Annotated in this window: 14 protein-coding genes and 1 pseudogene; 7 read left to right on the top strand and 8 right to left on the bottom strand. The window is 52.4% G+C overall.

The window, feature by feature from the left end; all coding sequences use genetic code 11:
* Positions 1-147: 147 nt before the first annotated feature.
* The 3 genes from AC0YOB_RS32370 to AC0YOB_RS32360 form a co-directional block, all read right to left on the bottom strand.
* Positions 148-1038, bottom strand: coding sequence for a carbohydrate ABC transporter permease (locus AC0YOB_RS32370; protein ID WP_210045788.1), 891 nt, complete (start codon positions 1036-1038; stop codon positions 148-150).
* A gap of 17 nt (positions 1039-1055) precedes the next feature.
* Positions 1056-2039 carry an ABC transporter permease subunit gene (locus AC0YOB_RS32365; RefSeq protein ID WP_475796293.1) on the bottom strand — a complete coding sequence of 328 codons (984 nt, stop codon included), beginning with the start codon at positions 2037-2039 and terminating at the stop codon, positions 1056-1058.
* Positions 2040-2266: 227 nt separating this feature from the next.
* Positions 2267-4603, bottom strand: coding sequence for a helix-turn-helix domain-containing protein (locus AC0YOB_RS32360; RefSeq protein WP_475796292.1), 2337 nt, complete (start codon positions 4601-4603; stop codon positions 2267-2269).
* Between the two features lie 307 nt (positions 4604-4910).
* Between AC0YOB_RS32360 and AC0YOB_RS32355 the strand changes: the two genes are divergently transcribed.
* The 3 genes from AC0YOB_RS32355 to AC0YOB_RS32345 all read left to right on the top strand — a co-directional run bounded on the left by AC0YOB_RS32355 (position 4911) and on the right by AC0YOB_RS32345 (position 7707).
* Entirely contained in the window at positions 4911-6995 is a 2085-nt protein-coding gene (locus tag AC0YOB_RS32355) for a right-handed parallel beta-helix repeat-containing protein (protein ID WP_475796291.1), read from the top strand.
* Positions 6996-7180: 185 nt separating this feature from the next.
* Entirely contained in the window at positions 7181-7414 is a 234-nt protein-coding gene (locus AC0YOB_RS32350; protein ID WP_475796290.1) for a helix-turn-helix transcriptional regulator, read from the top strand.
* Entirely contained in the window at positions 7411-7707 is a 297-nt protein-coding gene (locus AC0YOB_RS32345) for a hypothetical protein (protein WP_475796289.1), read from the top strand. The genes AC0YOB_RS32350 and AC0YOB_RS32345 overlap by 4 nt, the downstream gene beginning before the upstream one ends.
* Positions 7708-7843: 136 nt before the next feature.
* Here AC0YOB_RS32345 and AC0YOB_RS32340 read toward each other — a convergent pair whose 3' ends face one another.
* The gene (locus AC0YOB_RS32340; protein WP_475796288.1) at positions 7844-8395 is read right to left on the bottom strand and encodes a GNAT family N-acetyltransferase; all 552 of its coding nucleotides are present in this window, start codon (positions 8393-8395) and stop codon (positions 7844-7846) included.
* Between the two features lie 233 nt (positions 8396-8628).
* On the opposite strand from AC0YOB_RS32340, the gene AC0YOB_RS32335 reads away from it, so the two are divergent.
* From AC0YOB_RS32335 to AC0YOB_RS32320, 4 genes are all read left to right on the top strand, one after another.
* The gene (locus tag AC0YOB_RS32335; RefSeq protein ID WP_475796287.1) at positions 8629-9654 is read left to right on the top strand and encodes a GyrI-like domain-containing protein; all 1026 of its coding nucleotides are present in this window, start codon (positions 8629-8631) and stop codon (positions 9652-9654) included.
* 2 nt (positions 9655-9656) lie between these two features.
* A complete protein-coding gene (locus tag AC0YOB_RS32330; protein WP_475796286.1) occupies positions 9657-10829 on the top strand; it encodes a phosphotransferase enzyme family protein in 1173 nt (390 codons plus the stop codon).
* Positions 10830-11013: 184 nt separating this feature from the next.
* Positions 11014-12291 carry an MFS transporter gene (locus AC0YOB_RS32325; RefSeq protein ID WP_475796285.1) on the top strand — a complete coding sequence of 426 codons (1278 nt, stop codon included), beginning with the start codon at positions 11014-11016 and terminating at the stop codon, positions 12289-12291.
* A gap of 124 nt (positions 12292-12415) precedes the next feature.
* Complete coding sequence (locus AC0YOB_RS32320) at positions 12416-13873, top strand: sensor histidine kinase (protein ID WP_475796284.1); 1458 nt, start codon at positions 12416-12418, stop codon at positions 13871-13873.
* A 20-nt stretch (positions 13874-13893) separates the two neighbouring features.
* Here AC0YOB_RS32320 and AC0YOB_RS32315 read toward each other — a convergent pair.
* The 4 genes and pseudogenes from AC0YOB_RS32315 to AC0YOB_RS32300 all read right to left on the bottom strand — a co-directional run.
* A pseudogene (locus AC0YOB_RS32315) lies at positions 13894-15144 on the bottom strand (MFS transporter); the annotation flags it as partial.
* Positions 15145-15274: 130 nt separating this feature from the next.
* On the bottom strand, positions 15275-16039 hold the full coding sequence (locus AC0YOB_RS32310) for a sugar phosphate isomerase/epimerase family protein (RefSeq protein WP_475796283.1): 765 nt from the start codon (positions 16037-16039) through the stop codon (positions 15275-15277).
* A gap of 87 nt (positions 16040-16126) precedes the next feature.
* Positions 16127-17284: a Gfo/Idh/MocA family protein gene (locus tag AC0YOB_RS32305; protein ID WP_475796282.1), complete on the bottom strand. Its 1158-nt coding sequence runs from the start codon at positions 17282-17284 to the stop codon at positions 16127-16129.
* Positions 17285-17318: 34 nt separating this feature from the next.
* On the bottom strand, positions 17319-18014 hold the full coding sequence (locus AC0YOB_RS32300) for a hypothetical protein (RefSeq protein ID WP_475796281.1): 696 nt from the start codon (positions 18012-18014) through the stop codon (positions 17319-17321).
* Between the last annotated feature and the right edge of the window lie 19 nt (positions 18015-18033).

Raw genomic sequence — 18033 nt, 5'->3', positions numbered from 1 at the left:
TGCCATTGCTTGCCCCGATCACCCCCTTCAAGTACCGGATTCACCGCGCCGACAGCGGTATTGTCCTTATCTCGCGCCGCTTGCAGCTCCCGGCGTGCGGTGTGGCGCTGCTGACGACTGTACGAGCCACATTCGGCATTCTGTGTCCTAACCCTTAAGCGAACCGACCGCAATTCCTTTCACAAAATACTTCTGGAAGAACGGGAAGATTACCAGCATCGGCCCGCCTGCGAGAATCGCCATCGCCATCCTCACGGACAAGGTCGGGAAGTTGGCATACTGCAGCTTGCTGGCCGCCTCCGCGAGCGGGGAATTTGCCAGAAACTCGATCTGCGACAGGATGCGGACGAGCAGCAGCTGCAGCGGGATATACGTATCGTTGTCGATGAACAGCAGGGCGTAATACCAGTCATTCCAATAAGCAAAAGCAATGAATAGGCCCAGGGTGGCAAGCGCCGGCGTCGACAGCGGAAGGATGATCCGGAAGAAAATCCGGTATTCGCCGGCGCCGTCCACCTTGGCCGATTCGATGATCTCCTTGGAGATCTTATCCAGGAAGCCCTTCATAATGAGAATGTTGAAGGGATTCAGCAGCAGGGGAATAATCAGGGAACCCAGTGTATTCTTGAGATGGAGATACTGGGTAATCAGGATGTAGTACGGAATGAGTCCGCCGCTGAATAGCATGGTGAAGAAGATGTAGAAGGTCATCGGACGGTTGTAGCGGAAATCGCGGCGTGACATGGGATAGGCGGTCATGGCGGTCATCAGGAGCGATAATACCGTACCCACAACGGTTACCAGAATGGTCACGCCGTAGCCCTTGATCAGAACCTCCGGCTGCTCGAAGGAAATCCGGAAGGCTTCCAGGCTGAGCTGCCTGGGAATAAATTGATAGCCATGCTGGATAAGGCTTTGCTCGGAGGTGATCGATACGGCCACGACCAGAGCGAACGGCACCGCAATGAGGAAGCAGACCACGATGAAAAAGCTGTTGATGACGACGTTGGGCAGGTTAATGGTTTTTGAATTTGTCATATCGGTCGATGCTCCTTCTAAAACAACGCATTGTCTTTATCGATGCGGCGGACAAAATAATTGGCGGTTACGACCGTAATAAGTCCCACCACCGATTGCAGGAAGCCGACGGCCGCCCCGGAGTTGATATCCCCCAGCTTGGTGAGCGCCCGGTAGACATAGGTGTCAATGACATCCGTGGTCGGAAAATTGGGTCCGGCGTTATTGGGCACGAAATAATGCAATCCGAAGTCGCCCCGGAAAATATTGCCCAGCCCCAAAATAAACAAAATAATAATGAGCGGCTTCAGCAGCGGCAGCGTAATGCGCAGCATCATCTGAACGCGGGATGCGCCATCCAGCCGGGCAGCCTCGTAATAGTCGGTGTTGATGCCGGTAATGCCCGCATAATACACCAGTGTCGAGAAGCCGACGCCCTTCCAGACGGCGACCAGCGGCAGGATGAAGATCCACGGCGTGGTTTCAAGGTACCAGTTATGCGTGGACAGTCCCAGGGATTCGAGTACCGTATTGAGGTAGCCATTCTTCGAATCCAGGAAGGCGTTGGCGATATAGCCCACCAGAACCATGGAGATGAAGAAGGGCAGGAACATCGTCGTCTGGTAAATCTTGATCATCCGCCCCGACAATTCATTAAGCAGCAGGGCGAAAAGGAGGGCGACCACCGTTCCCAGTATGATGTATGAAATGTTGTAGAGCAGAGTATTGCGGATAATCCTCCAGGCGTCCTGGGCTTTGAAGAGAAATTCGAAGTTTTTGAGCCCCACCCATTTGCTGCCGAATATCCCCTGGTCATACCTGTAAAATTTGAAGGCCAGAATCAGTCCGATCATGGGAATGTAAGCAATGACGAATTTGAACAAAATGCCAGGCAGCGCCAGCAGCAGGAGCTCCCGGTTCTTCTTCAGATGCTTCCACTCGTTTGTGAACCATCGCCATCTGGCGGGCGGCGTCTTCTCCATCGTAAATCTCCTCCATCTGTCGTTTAAGCTGTCGCTCATGCCGTTCATGCTCCCATCATGGCATGGCCGGGTATGGCGGATATATAATAAGATCTTCGAAAAGCTATACGGCGGCAGTGTACAATATTCGAATTCATGGATTTTCCTTGAAAATCAAGCTTTGGCCGAACTGCGGGTGCTCCGCGACCGGCAGTCCCCCTGAATAAATAAAGCCCTCTGCCTGCTGGAAGCGCAGGACAAGAGGGCGTTGGATTTAGGATAGTGAATCAGGAGATTGATTTTTTCATCCGGTATTCTTTGGGGGTACTGCCAAACTTCCCTTTGAACAAACGGAAGAAGTAGCTCTGGTTGGCGTAGCCGCATTTCTCCATCACTTCCGCGATTGTAAAGCTGTCGTTCTGCAGCAGTATCTGGGCATGCCGCAGCCGCACCTCATTCATGTATTCCGTGATGGATATTTTGAAGCTGTCCTTGAACAGCTTGCCGATATAGGCTGAGGTCAGCTTGACCGTGGAGGCGATGGACTGCTGGCTCAAATTGATATCGGCGTATTTCTGCTCGATTAATTCCTTGATGGTCTCAAGCACCATCTCATTTCGTTCCATATTAGAGGGCTTTTGGCCCTCGCATATTTTGGCGCATATGGACAGGAGGGAGATGTACATTTCCTCCAGTGTTTCACTCTCCTGCGGAATTTGTTGAATATAGTCCATATCCACATGAATCGCGGCAACGCGATTATTCATAATATCCGTAGTCGCATTCTTGATAATCCAGCCGAGATTGGACACAGCCCGGAGCATATCGTCATACGGGAAGGCCGCAATCAGAGAGAAGGCCTTCTCCAGCTCGTTGCCGACCGCGGTCATCTGTCCTTTCTTCAAGGCTTCGGACAGCTTCTTCTCGATCGTATCCGGCAGCGACCTCTGCGTTCCGGCAAGATTCTCGCGGACATCCCCGGAGGTGATGATGGAGCCGCTCCCCTTTACAATGCTGTATGAACTCAGCTGCAGCGCCTGGTTGTAAGCCGCCGAGATAAATGGGAACTGCGAGATAACTTCACTGATCCCGCAGGATAAGGAGAGATTATAGTACTGCTTGATCGTCTGCTGAATATCGCGGAGCAGCGGCGTGACGCGCTCGAAGATGGCTACAATCTCACTTTCGCTTCTGGACACGATCAGGACTACATGATCTCCCCGCACCTCCACGGCTTCGCAAGGATAAACCCCGGACATGATTTCCTGCGCAATGTTGACCATGGCGAAGCTGTAAAGCTTCTTGGATTCCCCTTTTGTATTCCGGTCATAAGCGGCGTACCGGTCAATTCTCAGCACGCAGACGAGGAGCTCATCCTTCAACGAGATATTCAGCTCATGCTTCTCGATCAGATGCTGCATATCGTTATGGGAGAACATCTGGGAGTCGGTCAGAAATTTGCGGATATAATATTTGCTCACAATCTGCTCGGAGCTGATCTCCTGAAGCTTCTCGGAAAGACGCAAATAATGGTCGCTCATCAAGTGGAATTCATCCCGGGAGCGGTGCTTGGACTGCCGCCCGGACGTGGTGTGAAGATGAATCCGCTGGAGCATATTCTCGATAGGATGATACAGCTTATAGGACAGCCAAATTGACAAGCCAATGGACAGGAGGAGAAAAATTCCGGCTATGACCAGCGATTTGACCCGGGTGCTCGTGACCTCCTCCATCAATTTGCCGTATGACTGCACATAGAGAATGGTCCAGCCGCGGATGCTGTCATCCAGATAGGTAACCATGCTCTTGCTCCCGCCGATATCTCCGATAACGAAACCGGACGATTGCCTGGAGATTTCCATGTCCCGGCTGAGCAGCTGTCCGATTTGCGTCTGATTCTCACCGGGGGAGGAGGTTTCGTTATGATTCGACGAATACAAGCGGCCATCCTGAGCCTTGATATAAATCTGGCCCTGCTCGCGGCTGCTCACGATGCTCATTTTCTTCAGACTATCGAATACCCAGTCGGATTTGATAAACAGGATAATCGCGGACTGGGAGCTTGCGAAGGGCTTCAGGGAATCGGTCACTATGAAGGCGAAGGTATCGATCTGGCCGTTCTCCGTCTCGAGGCTCATGGGAATCAACCGGGAGGTCGGGAGCGTATGGCTGGTATCGAGCAGCCAATTGCGGATTTTGGCTTTCATGATCCCGCCATCCAGCAGGAAGGTGCTTGTCGTGCCGTACAGCTCCGATTGCGAGTGGTTATAGACGACCATGGAATGCAGGAAGGAGGAGCTCTCCAGAATATTGGTCATCTGCCGGTAGCTGCGGATCATGTCCATCTTGGGCAGGCCATCGTTGAACATGAGGGAGATCAGCAGATTGTCGCGGTAAACAAAATTGGACAGATGGGTAATGATCTCATTCATATACGATAAATTATATTGGATTTGCGAGAGCACCTTCAGATTGGACTCCTCCTGGATGTTCTTCACCGATCGCTCCAGGATATACGTATTGGTCACGGACAGGGCCGTCAGTACGATCACCATCGAGATCATAATGGAGAACATGACCCGCTGAAGGTATTTTTTGGATCTGTAAAATTCAAATATCTTCATTAATTATCAGCCCCCTTACCGTACGAAATATATTGTAACCGCTTTCCAGCCGACTGTCATCGGAAGGATCAACAATATCGCGGGAAGACGGAAAATATGCAGGGATTCGAATATTGTACATGGGAATTGTACATCTTTTCGAAGATCGTATTCTATGATTGAACCGCTAAAACATGTCATGATGGCAGCAGCATGCATATATTCGGACGGTTGATGATAACGTGGAGCATGAGGGAGTCTGACTGGCAGCCAGGCGGCTTGCGGTGAAACCCGTTATGCAGTCCGCGTAAGGGAGAGGGGAGCAGCGATGACTGACGGAGCTAACGAGTTATATGTATCCGTACTTCATGGAGACGACGGCAATGCCGGCACGAAGGATAAGCCATTCCACAGCATTGAACGGGCCCGCGACGAGCTTCGTTCAAGAGCACAGGCTGGCAGCATAACGGGAAATGCCGTCGTGTGGATCGGCGGAGGCGATTACGAGCTTATACGCCCTCTTCATATTGATGAGCGGGATTCCGGCAGCGGCGGCAGCACCATTACTTACCGCAATGTTATTGGAGAGCATCCGGTTCTGGTCGGGGGCCGGATTTTAGCGGAAGGGTGGTCACGCTACAGGGAAGGAATCTACCGCATCCATCTGGGAACCGGACATTCCTTTCATACCTTGTTCGAGAACGGAGTCCGATCGCATAAGGCCCGAAGTCCCAAAACCGGCTATTATGCTGCAGCAGGCAATGGCAGGGGCAAGGGTGGAGGCGATTTCTCGTTTCACCCGGAGGATCTGCCTGAACGGATCGATTGCAGCAGCGCGCAGGTGCATATCTGGCCGGGAGAAGGGGAATGGAACTGGTTCACGGAGACGAAGTCCGTGGCGGCGGTGGACTGGGATGATGCCGTTATTTCACTGAAGGAGCCGGCGCCCTGGGGGATCGACCGCGGCTCCCGCTACCTGCTCCAGGGTGCGCTTGAGCTGCTGACCGAGCCGGGCGAATTCCACTTCGATGAACAGGCGGGGGAGCTATATTATTATCCCAGGAAGCTGCCGATTGAAGATCAGCGGATTGTTGTTCCATCGGTGAAGCGGGTCCTGGAGATTAAGGGAAGCTCCTGTCAAGCCCCTGCAAGGAACCTGATATTCGAAGGCTTGACGATTGAAGGGTCGGATTTTACGGATGAGTATCGTATGCCCCATAACAATTGCGAGCATCCGGAAGCGAGGGAAGGGCTTGTTTATATGGAAAATGCCGAGCATATCGCCGTTCTCGGCTGCCGTCTGCGGCATTCCGGCTTCAGCGGGGTTATGCTGAACGGAAGCTGCCGGAACAACCGCATCGAGGGGAATCTGATCGGGCATATCGGACATAATGGCATTTATCTGATTGGAGCCGAGCCGGGCGGCGGGCCGTTCAAGAATGCCGGAGAGTCGTACACGAACAAGCTTAACAGCATCCGGAACAACTGGATACGCAGCTGCGGAGAACTGGTCGGACACGGCTCGGGCATCCAGCTGTACCAGAGCGGAGACAACATTATTGTCCATAACCGCATCCATGACATGCCCCGCTACGGCATATCGGTCAAAGGGCTCCGTTATCAATTGATGGAGGGCAGTTACTACAACGAGGCAGTTACGTGGGACAATCATTGGGATTTCCTCCATGCCCGGAATAATCTCATTGCCTGGAACGACATCTCGGATGTGATGAAGGACAGCCAGGATGGCGGCATGCTCGAGTCATGGGGGGCCGGCAGAGGCAACCGGATAATCGGGAATCGGTTCCACCACAGCGGGATTTATTTTTCGTTCGGATTTTGCATCTATCTGGACGACGCCTCGGATGATTATTTGATCGCTCATAATGTCATACATGATCTCTTCAGCGCGGGCAGCGGCGTGCTGTGGTTTGTGATATTCGCCAAAGGCATCGGCAGCCGCATCGAGAATAACCTGCTTGTCCGCAACGATGCCAGGGCGGCGTTCGGCACTCAGGAGATGGCGGGGGAAGCGAACCGGGATATTGCCATAGTGCGCAACATCGCCTGTGATTCCGGGGAGCAGCTGTATCATTTTGTGAATTGGGACGACAGCCGCCTGCTGGAGGCGGATTATAATATCTTTTACAGGGGCGGTCAGGAGCCGACAGTTACGGGGATCTACGGCGACGACAAGATGGGCCGTTCACCGGTGCCCTGGGAGGCATGGCGGAAGGTGATGGGAGGCAAATTCGATGCCCATACGTTGGAAGCCGATCCTCAGCTGCTTGAAAGCGAAGACGGAATGGAATTCCGATTGTCTGCGGATTCGCCGGCCTATGCTCTGGGCTGGGAGACGATAGATATAACCCGTATCGGGCTCACGGATGAATTTCCATTCGAGGAGAAATAGCGGAGTCGTGGCGAATGACAGCATTCTCCGCATGCGGGCAGCTAAAAAAGATGAAAAACCTGAACCACCTGAAAACAGGTGGTTTTTAAAATGCAATTTAGTGTAAAGGAGACTTTACATTAGGTAAAGTTTGTTTTACAATAGGTAAAGCAAACTTAACTCGAAGAAAGGAGATGAGACTGGAAATGGGGGAACAAAGCCGGCAATTAACCAACCGGATTGCCGTTTTAAGATCCGAACGCAAAATGACCCAAAAAGATTTAGCTGAAAAGGCAGGGGTAAGCAGGCAGACCATCATATCGATTGAGAATAAAAAATATACCCCGTCCTTGACATTGGCTTTTGAAATCGCAAATGCGCTTGAGGCGGAAATAACCGATGTGTTCCAATATGCAAACTATAATGGAGGAGATTCATGATGGATACAATAATAACGCTGACCAACGGTTTGGCTGGAATTGCTTTTTTTGTATTTGTAGGGCTTATTATTTTAGTTGCCAGAGAGGGAAAGGATGAGCGTGCAGCACTTTTAGGATATAAGCTTTACAGCTTCTTATTTGTTTTCCTGCTTGGCGGTCTGTCCCTCATCATTTTGTATACAGGCTGGAGAACGTTGGATTATGAGATGCTGCGGGTTTGCATGACAACGTTAATGTCTTTAACGATCGTTGTTGGTTTTGTTTATTGGCTGATACTCCGCAGAAAATATTAACGGGACAGGAGAACGCAATAATTTTACTGCCGGGAGCATATAGCTTTAGCAGCTATCCGCCAATATAAAAGCTGAAGGGCTGCCACTTGGCAGCCCTCCGCGATTTGTCAGCAGCGCTTGCAGGCGCCAAACAACATCAGTATTTAAAATCTTCCTTTAACAGCCCCATGATAACGGTATCGTAGTATTTCCCATCAATATAGGCATCATTACGCAAACGCCCCTCGACAACAAAACCGCATTTTTCATAGGAGCGGATTGCACGCATATTTCCACTCCACGTATCGAGCTGCACACGATTGAGATTCATGGTCTGGAACAAATAGCGGATGAGCGCCTTCAAGGCATCCGATCCGTAGCCGTTGTTCCAATATTCTTTATCGCCTATTCCGATACCTATCGTACAGCGCCGGGAGATAATGTTCAATTCCCTGTAAACAATCAAGCCGATATGCTTCGGATGCTCCCCGCGTGTATAGATGCTGAATTTCCCCTCTTCGCGCTTGTCCAGATTTAGTATTGCTTTCTCATAAGAGCTTTCCAATTGCTCGGAGGGAATATGGCTAAAGCGAAACAGGCTGGTTCCTGACTCTAATTTCGCGGTTTCCTCGTCGTTGCGCCATTCGTATGTTCGTTTAAAGTCTTCCAGCGACACAGGTCGCAATTCAACTTTCGTTCCCGTAATCAAAGGGTGGGACACCGTCCTTCTATCTGTTTTGTTGAGTATTATAGCTTCATGCAATGCCGCCAGTCAATTTGAGCCAGTCCATAATCCGGTATTGGGAGATGCGTGGATAAAAATTCCTTTATCTCCGGATGATAACAGGAATTAACAAAATAAAAGCGAATGTATATTCGTATATTTACTGGTTATGACGATTAGGGCGATAAGCCATATTTTGACGGGCAGGGGGGCGGGAAATGAGAAAACCGGAATGGGTGCGCAGGGACGGGTTTCATTTGGTCGGGATTGAACGTTATACGAGTGCAGGTCCACAAGCGATTCGCTTGGCATGGGATGAATTCCTCGAACGGATAGGGGAAATTCGGCATGCCGCCGAGCCGCTGGTCTTGTACGGGTATGAAGATTATACAAGAGACTTCAAGATGATTCCGGAGTCGTTTCCGCAATATTATTATTTGGCGGGGCTGGAGGTGGGGAGGGCCGAAGATATTCCCGAAGGTATGGCAAGCAGGTACGTGCCTCCCGCGACGTATGCGCTGTTCCGTCACGAAGGTCCGCTTTCGGAGGTGGCAGGCGTGTTTCATTATATTTACCAGGAATGGCTGCCATCGTCCGGATTTGAAATGGATCCACGGGTGATGGGCGATTTCGAGCGTTACCCGATTCCTGTGACGGATCGGGAACAGGCGGTCGTGGACATTCATATTCCCGTCATTCCGGCTTCCTCGGAGGATAGCCGGCGGGTCGAGATCGTCGAGCAGCCGGAGCTGAGAGCGGCGGTCATTCGCTCGGAGTGTAGCGGGCACGGTGCGCGCCTGGCATGGGCAAAGCTCCGGGAGCTACTCGGGGATCATCCCGCATTGGAAGAAGCCGGGGAAGGAATCGTGTTCATACCCGAGTGGCAGCTGGCAACAGGAGTCCGGGAATTGTGGACGGGCGTAAAGGTCGATTCGTTCGACGGACTGCCCGGCAGCCTGGAGAGATTGGAGCTGCCGGCCCGCTTGTATGCGCGGATTGCCGTGAAGGGCGGGCGCAGCGATATGGATGACGCATACAGCCATTTGAACGATTGGTTCAACGTATCCGGCTATAAGCGGGATACGGCAGAGGGTATTTACGGCTTCGAGGCAAACCGTCTTGCGCCTGTCAATCCGTTCGACATTCCGGCCGATTCCATCCAATGGTTCGATTACGATATCTATGCGCCGATCGCAAGCCCGGGCATCGACGCGCTGCAGGATCCAGGGCGTCGAGAAGGTTGAAATTGAGGCGGCAGCCTCCTCACGCTTTTGCCGATAGGAGACCTTTTGGACTTGGACAATTACTCGGATGCGGCATCGTTCTGCTTAATCATGTACAATGGAAGATCGATGGAAGGCTGCCGCAAGGGGACGTCATGCATCACAATCTAATGGTTGAAGGGACAGGTTTGCAGTTTATGACTCAAGATGTGGAAGAGAACTGGGCAGCAGAAATCGCGGATCATCTTAAGAACCAGTTTGGACTATCGGTGAGGGAAGCGGCGCCGATCGATAAGGGCTGGCTCAACGTCAAGTGGAAGATGATGACGGACCAAGGACCGGTATTTGTCAAGTATTATCATCCGGAGCGCTACAAGCTGCATGCGCGTCCCGAGAGAAGAAGCGCAATCGAGAAGACGCTCCAGCTGCAGAACGGGCTGAGCGCCACCGGAATACCATGTCCAGGGGTTTACCTTTTCAACGGGCAGTTCATACAGGAAACGCCTTCGGGCTTGTTTTATACGGTACTGGATTGGGTGGACGGGTACACGGCTCAAGCCGGGTGCCTGAATGCCGCTCAAATGTTTGAATTAGGCGCGGCGGCCGGGCGAATGCATAAGTGGCTGCGGTCCGTACCGCCGTTGGACAAGCCTGCCTGGAAGCCGGACAAGGACGCCTATCAAAGAGAATGGCAGGACAACTGGGAAAAGGCGCTGGCGGCGGAAGATAAGATTGTGATGGAGTGGCTCAGGCGGTCACAGGCCATTGTATGGTCAATGGATTTTCGTATGTTTGAATCAAGCACGACGGGATGGCTGCATTGGGATTTGTGGGTGGATAACATGGTGCTGAATGAGCAGGGATTGGCCGGCATTGTCGATTTTGACCGCATGTCGATGGCGTACCAGGAAATCGATGTGGCCCGTGCAGTCCTGTCGGGGGCTTTGCTGGACGGCCGGATGCGGATGGAGGCAGCCCGGGCGTTTATGGACGGGTACCGTGAACAACTGGAAGTGCCGCAAGGCACGCTCACCCGGGGGATGCGCATGCTTTACCTGATCGAATCCCTCTGGTGGCTCCGTACGGAGGTTCGCGCGGAAAGCGAGCTGCGCGGGCTGCTTGGCCGGTTTATCGATGAAATACATTGGATCGAGAATAATTGGACATCGCTTTCGGAGCAATTGGATACGGTGTGAATAATGACAAAGTTTTTTATTAATCAAATCAGTCCCAGGAAGGAGGAAAACGGGCTGGAGAAACGTATAATTAGGGATGGGGAAAAAGTGAGCTGTAAATAACCATATGTGGAAAAATTCACAAGATCCCTGGATGAGTTTCCAATACATTTTAGGATATGAATGAAAGAGGAGGTTAATAAGTTTGGATACACAACAGAAAAGCGCTGCCGCGCCGAGTCTTCTCGGCAATCGTTTCCTGCAGACGATTCTATTATCCAATGTGCTGCTGCAGCTCGGCATTTGGGTGCGTAATTTCGCGATTCTCCTGTACGTTGCGGATAGAACGAACAACGATCCGTACGCGATATCGCTGATCAGCATAGCGGAGTTCGCGCCTATTTTCGTATTTTCGTTCATCGGAGGCACGTTCGCCGACCGCTGGAAGCCGAAGCTGACCATGATCTGGTGCGACACGTTGTCCGCGGTATCGGTGTTCGTCGTGCTGCTGACCATTCATTTCGGATCCTGGCAGTCCGTTTACCTGGTCGCATTTATCTCGGCCATTCTCTCGCAGTTCTCGCAGCCTTCAGGCATGCGGCTGTTCAAGCAGCATGTGCCGGAAGAGCAGCTGCAGCAAGGGATGGCATTGTTCCAGTCGCTGATGGCAATCTTCATGGTGCTTGGGCCGATGATTGGTACCTTTACTTACAGTACGTTTGGACTGGAAACGTCAATAGCGGTTATGGGCGTGGTCTTTTTGCTTTCCGCTCTCGTCCTGTTCCGCCTGCCCCAGGATAAGTCGGAGCCGCGGGCAGTGGCCGTAAAAGGTCAGTTCCGCAAAGAATTCGTCGAGGGCTTCCGTTATGTCTGGCAGAGTCAGGTGCTTCGGATGCTCGGACTGGCGTTCGTTCTGGCCGGTCTCGCCGTGGGCATTGCCCAGGCGCTCAATCTGTTCATCGTCACGGAGCGGCTCGGCAGGGATGAGGAATTTCTGCAATACCTGCTGATGGTCAATGGTGTCGCCATGCTGATCGGCGGCGGGATCGTAGCTGTCTTCGCGAAGCGTGTCGCACCGCAGCTCCTGCTTGCCATCGGGATGCTGGTTGGCGCCGTCTGCACGGTCGTTGTCGGGTATTCGACGAGCGTGCCAATCACGCTTGCCGTGCAGTTTCTGAACGGGCTCGTATTCCCATGCATTCATATCGGGATCAGCACGATGATCCTGAAATGGTCGCACGCCTCCATTGTCGGCAGGGTGAACGGGGTGCTGAATCCTATGTTCGTCGGCATGATGGTCGTCTCCATGTCATTTGCCGGCGTGTTGAAGGATGCGTTCTCGCTGGTATCGATCTATACCGGCTCAGGACTGCTGTTCCTTCTCGGCGCATTGGTCATGATGCCGATCATGAACCAGAAAGCACCGGAGCACGCGCAGGCGGGCCCGCCGGTCAAAGCCGAAATGGACATGGGAGCCGGTTGAGCAGTATATGGTGCATGTATGGAATGGAGGGGCTGCTTCGGAGCAGCTCCTCTTTTTTTATGTTCTGTTAAGGTTGCTTTAAGTTAGGGGTTGGATAATAAAGGAAAAGCAATCGGAGGACTTTATGACAATCCGCTTGAGGTTGACTTTATTATATTCATGCATCCTGGCTTCCACTTTGCTCCTGTTTGGCGTTGCTTTATACAGCTTCTTGCAGCTCTATATCTTTAACGATCTGAAGTCGTCGCTTAAGGCTCAAACCAATGCTTTTCAGGAAAATGTGAAATATATGGTGGAGGTTGACCCTTCAGGCTGGGACCTATCCATCCGATTGGACAAATTCGATACAGTACAGACAGGTATGTATATCCAGGCGGTCAATCTGATCAATGGCGCTCAAGAAAGGTCAATAAACCTGGGAACGGTCGAGCTGCCCTTTTCCCATAAGACGCTTGACGAGAAGAAGCAGGGCTATTATGTCACTACAAAAGTCCAGCATTCGCTCTTCCTTATATATAATGATCCATTGATGCTTGACGATCACGTAGTTGGGGTCATACAGTCGGCCTATAATATAGGCGTTATAAGCAAATTTTTATCGATTTTGCGGTTTCTTCTCGTTTCCCTCTCGCTCCTGGTTGTAATCCTGGCTTCGTACATCGGGTGGCTGTCAGCCAGGCGGTCCCTGAAACCCATCTACACTTTAATAGAAGAGACGCAGCAAATCCAAAGCAGCGAAGATTTGGGCAAAAGAGTGCAATTTCAGAACGCCGCAGATGAGGTCAGTCTGTTAAGCAAAACGATTAACGGAATGCTTGAACGCATTCAGACGAATTACGCCGAATTGGACAGATTATATGTGAATCAGCGCCGCTTTGTGGCAGATGCCTCCCATGAATTGAGAACTCCGCTCACGACGATTAGCGGAAATGCCGAGTTTCTTCAGAAAATATGGACGGCTTGCAATGGAACGCCAAACCGCCTGACGGACAAAAATGAGATGGAGCTGTCTGTGGAGGCGCTTAATGACATCGTAGATGAAGCCAACCGGATGAGGAGATTGGTTAATGATCTTCTGCTCCTTGCAAGAGCGGATGCGGGGCAGCAAATACAAAAAAACAGCTTTGAAGTCAAGCCAATTGTAGAAGCCGTCGTAAGAAAAGCGCAATTAATCCCCAAATCGGTTCATTTCAGGGTAGAAAACCTGGAGGTGCCGGAGGGTCTTTATCTTGCAGGCGATAAGGATTATCTTCAACAATTGCTGTTCCTGTTTCTTGACAATGCATTCAAATTCACCCTGAAAGGCTGGGTTGAGCTCCAATCCTCCGCGACAGCGGACCATATTGTCTTCACGATCAGCGATAGCGGCATCGGCATGGCAGCTCACGAGATTCCCCATGTATTCGAACGGTTTTATCGTGCCGATACCTCAAGAGGGGTTACGCCCGGTACGGGTCTTGGATTATCCATAGCCAAATGGATTCTCGATGAGCACGAAGGCAGCGTCGAGGTGCTGAGCAATCCCGGCAAAGGCACCTCCTTCGTTATCCGTCTGCCGATTCTCCAAGGGCAGGCGGATTAAAATAAAGCAAGGCCGCGGCGTTATGTCGCGGCCTTGCTTTTATTGGCGGCAGCATCGGCATCGGCGCTGCCGGGGATAACCGGCTTGAAGGAGAATGTTCGGTTCCTGACCAGTACGGCAATGACCAGCATGCAGGTGCCATTGATTAGAAAAACGGCAGGAATGGAGATCAAATTGGCTAATAATCCGCCGGTCACCGGACCTAGCATCAACCCCATCTGGGTAGCCGATTGATTCAGGCTGAAGGCGCGGCCGCGAAAGCCGGAATCCGTCGCACGGACGATGGATGCGCTGATCGCCGGGTAGACGGCGGCGAAAAAGAAGCCGTAGACGAAGCGTAAAACCCCGAAGCTGACCAGGTCATGAAACGCGATTTGCAGCAAATTGCCGATGCCTCCACCCGCCAATCCGATGAGGAGAACCTTCCCGTAGCCGATCCTTCCCCCGATTTTGCCCCATATCGGAGCGGCGATTAACGTCGCGATACCGACCGATGAGAAAATAATGCCTGAGCTGAGCGTGGCCGACCCTTCGGAGGCCCCCAGCTTCAGCACATACGCCGTCAACAGCGGCTCGATGATCATCACGGACGTGGAGACAGCCAGCGTGATGCCCAAAAGGACCATCAGTCCGCGGTTCGACGCGCCTTCCTTCAAGTCTGCGGATATTTTCCGCCGCGTGGTGGACGGCGTTATTTTAACCTCCTTCACCCAGATGATCGCGATGAAGAAGGCAATGAAGACAAGCCCGGACGAGACAATGAAAGCTTCGCGATTGCCGATCCACTGGCTGACCAGACCGCCGGCAAGAGGACCGATAATGCCTCCCGCAGCGGTAGAGGTGGACAAAATACCGAGCGCGTAGCCCGCATGATTTTCCGGCGTGTTGGTTGCGACCAGGGCGACGGTAGCCGGAATATATCCCGCCAACAGACCTTCCAGAATACGCACGGCGATCAGCTCGTAGGGATTCTGCACGAGAAAATAGAGCAGATAGGTGGCGGTCAGGCAGATGCCCGCACGGATCATCATCGGCTTCCGCCCATAGCGGTCGGCAAGCGATCCCCAGAAAGGGGCAATTAGCGCGGCGGCGAGAAAGGTGATGGCAAAGGTAATGCCGGTCCAGGTTTCAAGGTGATCCTGCACGCCCAACTGATCGTGCAGGAAAATGGGAAGGAAGGGGATCGAAACGGAGTAAGCGGTGCTGACGAAGAAGGAACCGACCCATAAGACCAACAGATTGCGCTTCCAGGAGAACGTCATGAGTGAACACTTCCGATCTGTAGCATTACTGTTATCTTATCATGTTAATACCCCGCGGCTGATAAAGTTCTGTTATCAAGGTGATCGAATTTTATTATGAATCAGCATTTTCGGGCTTGAAAATGGAATATATCCGGTGTTAGTCAGCCCAACTGCTGAGGGTGCGATAGCTGACCGCCAGGCTTTCGAAAGGGTCTCCCGGACATTTATCCTGTTCTACGACATACCACTCTACGCCCGTCTCCCGGCATGCCTCGATAACGGCTGGCCAGTCCATATTTCCTTGGCCAATCTCTGCAAACACCTGCGTGTCGTCCACGATCGCCATATCCTTCAAATGAACGACCTTCATCCGCCCCTCAACCTTGCGGACCCATTTCACGGGATCGGCTCCTCCTGCTTGAACCCAATACGTATCCAGCTCAAATCCGACATGCGCGGCATCCGATGCATCCAGCAGCCACTCCAGACCAGGCTTGCCTTCAAATTTCTCAAATTCGAACTTATGATTATGATAAATAAGCTTAAGTCCCGCCTCGGACAGCTTCGCGCCGATACCGGACAGAGTACGGGCCATTTCCTGATAGCCTGCCAGGCCGGTTCTGAATTCGGAAGGCATCGATCCAATTCCGACGTAGCGGCAGCCCCAGGATTGGTGAACCTTCATAACGGACTCCAGATCATGAAGCAGCCAGTCAAATGGAACATGCGTTGCGCAAATCGTCAAACCGTGCCGCTGGCACATTTCCCGGACAGCCTCCGGCTCAATGGGGCCAATACCGGATACCTGCACCGCCTCATACCCGATCTCCTTGATCTTTTTGAGGGAAGCATCCAGATCCTCGGCAGTTTTCGTGAAATTACGCACTGTATATAATTGGGCGGCTATTTGGCTTTTTTTCATAATGGAAAACACTCCTCGGTTTCAATTTGTCCATCGGGGCGGAAAGGAGCAGCACAATTAAACGACGATAGATGGTTAAACGTACCGCTAAAGACCGGCAGGCTTGTCTGCTGTCTCCGGGCTTGTCTGCTTCTGGAAGCTGGACCTCGCGATACGCTTATTCAGCTCGGACTCATGCAGATTCTCGTCAAATGGCAGATCGACCCAGCCGTCCAGCCAGGTGGACAGATGCATGGCATTGGAAATCGTCAGCCCGTCAATTCCTTCCTCGCCGGGGGCAACCAGCTGCGCTCCATGCAGCACCGCATCCGTGAAATTCTGGAGGATGCCGGCATGCTCCGGGCTCGGACCTTGAGCGGGGATTTCGAACTTCCAGACCTCCGGCGAACCGAAGGAGCTGGTATTGCGTTTATTGAATTCGGTCTCCGATTCACGAAGCCGCCAGAAGGTCATTTTTCCATCCTCGATGACGATTTTGCCGCGGTCGCCCGACACCTCCAGCCGATTGGTCCCCGGAGCCTCCGACGTTGAAGTAATAAAGACGCCTGTAGCGCCGTTCTCATATTCCGCGTAGGCGGTCACATCATTCTCCACCTCGATGTCGCGGTGCTTGCCCATCTGGCAGAATGCGCGAATCCTTGTCGGCATCATGCCGATGGTCCACTGCCACAGATCAAGCTGATGCGGGCATTGATTGATCAGAACGCCGCCGCCCTCGCCGCCCCAGGTCGCACGCCAGGTTCCGGAATCGTAATAAGCCTGCGAGCGGTACCAGTTCGTAATGATCCAGTTGGTCCGGCGGATTTCCCCGAGCTCTCCGGAGGAGATCAATTCGCGGAGCTTCTGATAGAGCGGATTCATCCGCTGGTTGTAGACGATACCGAACTTGGTGCCGCTCTTCGCGGCAGTTTCATTCATTTCGCGCACCTGCTTGACATAGACGCCTGCAGGCTTCTCGATCAGAACATGCATGCCTTTGCCAAAAGCCTTGATCGCTTCCGAAGGATGATCGTAATGCGGAGTGGCCACGATAACCGCATCCACGAGTCCGGAAGCGATCATCGCGGTAGAATTTTCAAACACTTTCACATCCGGCAGATGCTTTCGGGCCAATTCGCGTTTGGACTCGAACAAGTCGCATACGGCTGTCAGTATGGCGCCTTTAATTTTACCGGCCAGCAGCAGTTTGATATGACCGGATCCCATGTTGCCGATCCCGATAATTCCATAACGAAGCTTGCTCATCTCATTTCCTCCCTCTATCATTTCCTTGGAACCGTTACTTGCGGGGAGCCAGAAAAACAACGCCGACCTTGGCGGTCGTGATATCCGGCCGGTCCGGACCCGGAATGATTTCGCTTATGCGGACGTCGTACTTGTCGTCCAGGCGTTTCAACCCGTCGTAGGCGACAAGGGCTTCGCCCCGGATGGTGCCGTATAGAATCAGCTCTACGCCAAGCGGATCGTGAACCTTCTCGTTCTTATCCTTGATGGTGCCGCCCATATAGGCCTCATATTCGCCTGTGCATCCGCAATACGGGCATTCGTCGACATACGGATGGAACTTCTTGGGACGGTCAACCTCATAGTGAACGCTGGCAGCCACTTGATAATAGCGGCCCTCAGCAGTCTCGACCGGATTTCCGGCGTAAAGCGGGGAGTAATAAAACCGCAGATGCACGCAGTGATCGTGGCTTCTTGCGCCGTCCGGACCCAGATGAACGGGCTGAAGGCCCCGTCTGCGGGCAAACGCGTCGCAGCCTTCGCCTGTATGCGCATAGCCGAAATCATTATACATGTCGGTGCATTCTTCAAGCAGCTGCATAACCAGAGTAATCGCGGCCCTGTAATTGGCTGCCAGCGACTCATGCACCAGAACCCAGATGTTGGGGTAGCGCGGAGCGGAGCTGGGGAATATCGTTCCCGGCGGGAGCTCGTATTTGGATAAAATCGCATGATTGGTAGGGGTCATCATCGTTGTCGCATCTCCTTTT

This window comes from Paenibacillus sp. JT31N17, assembly GCF_056269255.1.
This window is presented reverse-complemented; position numbering and strand designations above follow the sequence as displayed.

Bases quoted from the DNA above. Each gene is read 5' to 3' on its own strand.
- AC0YOB_RS32370 (WP_210045788.1), bottom strand. From the start codon at position 1,038: ATGACAAATTCAAAAACCATTAACCTGCCCAACGTCGTCATCAACAGC.
- AC0YOB_RS32365 (WP_475796293.1), bottom strand. From the start codon at position 2,039: ATGAGCGACAGCTTAAACGACAGATGGAGGAGATTTACGATGGAGAAG.
- AC0YOB_RS32360 (WP_475796292.1), bottom strand. From the start codon at position 4,603: ATGAAGATATTTGAATTTTACAGATCCAAAAAATACCTTCAGCGGGTC.
- AC0YOB_RS32355 (WP_475796291.1), top strand. From the start codon at position 4,911: ATGACTGACGGAGCTAACGAGTTATATGTATCCGTACTTCATGGAGAC.
- AC0YOB_RS32350 (WP_475796290.1), top strand. From the start codon at position 7,181: ATGGGGGAACAAAGCCGGCAATTAACCAACCGGATTGCCGTTTTAAGA.
- AC0YOB_RS32345 (WP_475796289.1), top strand. From the start codon at position 7,411: ATGATGGATACAATAATAACGCTGACCAACGGTTTGGCTGGAATTGCT.
- AC0YOB_RS32335 (WP_475796287.1), top strand. From the start codon at position 8,629: ATGAGAAAACCGGAATGGGTGCGCAGGGACGGGTTTCATTTGGTCGGG.
- AC0YOB_RS32320 (WP_475796284.1), top strand. From the start codon at position 12,416: ATGACAATCCGCTTGAGGTTGACTTTATTATATTCATGCATCCTGGCT.
- AC0YOB_RS32310 (WP_475796283.1), bottom strand. From the start codon at position 16,039: ATGAAAAAAAGCCAAATAGCCGCCCAATTATATACAGTGCGTAATTTC.
- AC0YOB_RS32305 (WP_475796282.1), bottom strand. From the start codon at position 17,284: ATGAGCAAGCTTCGTTATGGAATTATCGGGATCGGCAACATGGGATCC.
- AC0YOB_RS32300 (WP_475796281.1), bottom strand. From the start codon at position 18,014: ATGATGACCCCTACCAATCATGCGATTTTATCCAAATACGAGCTCCCG.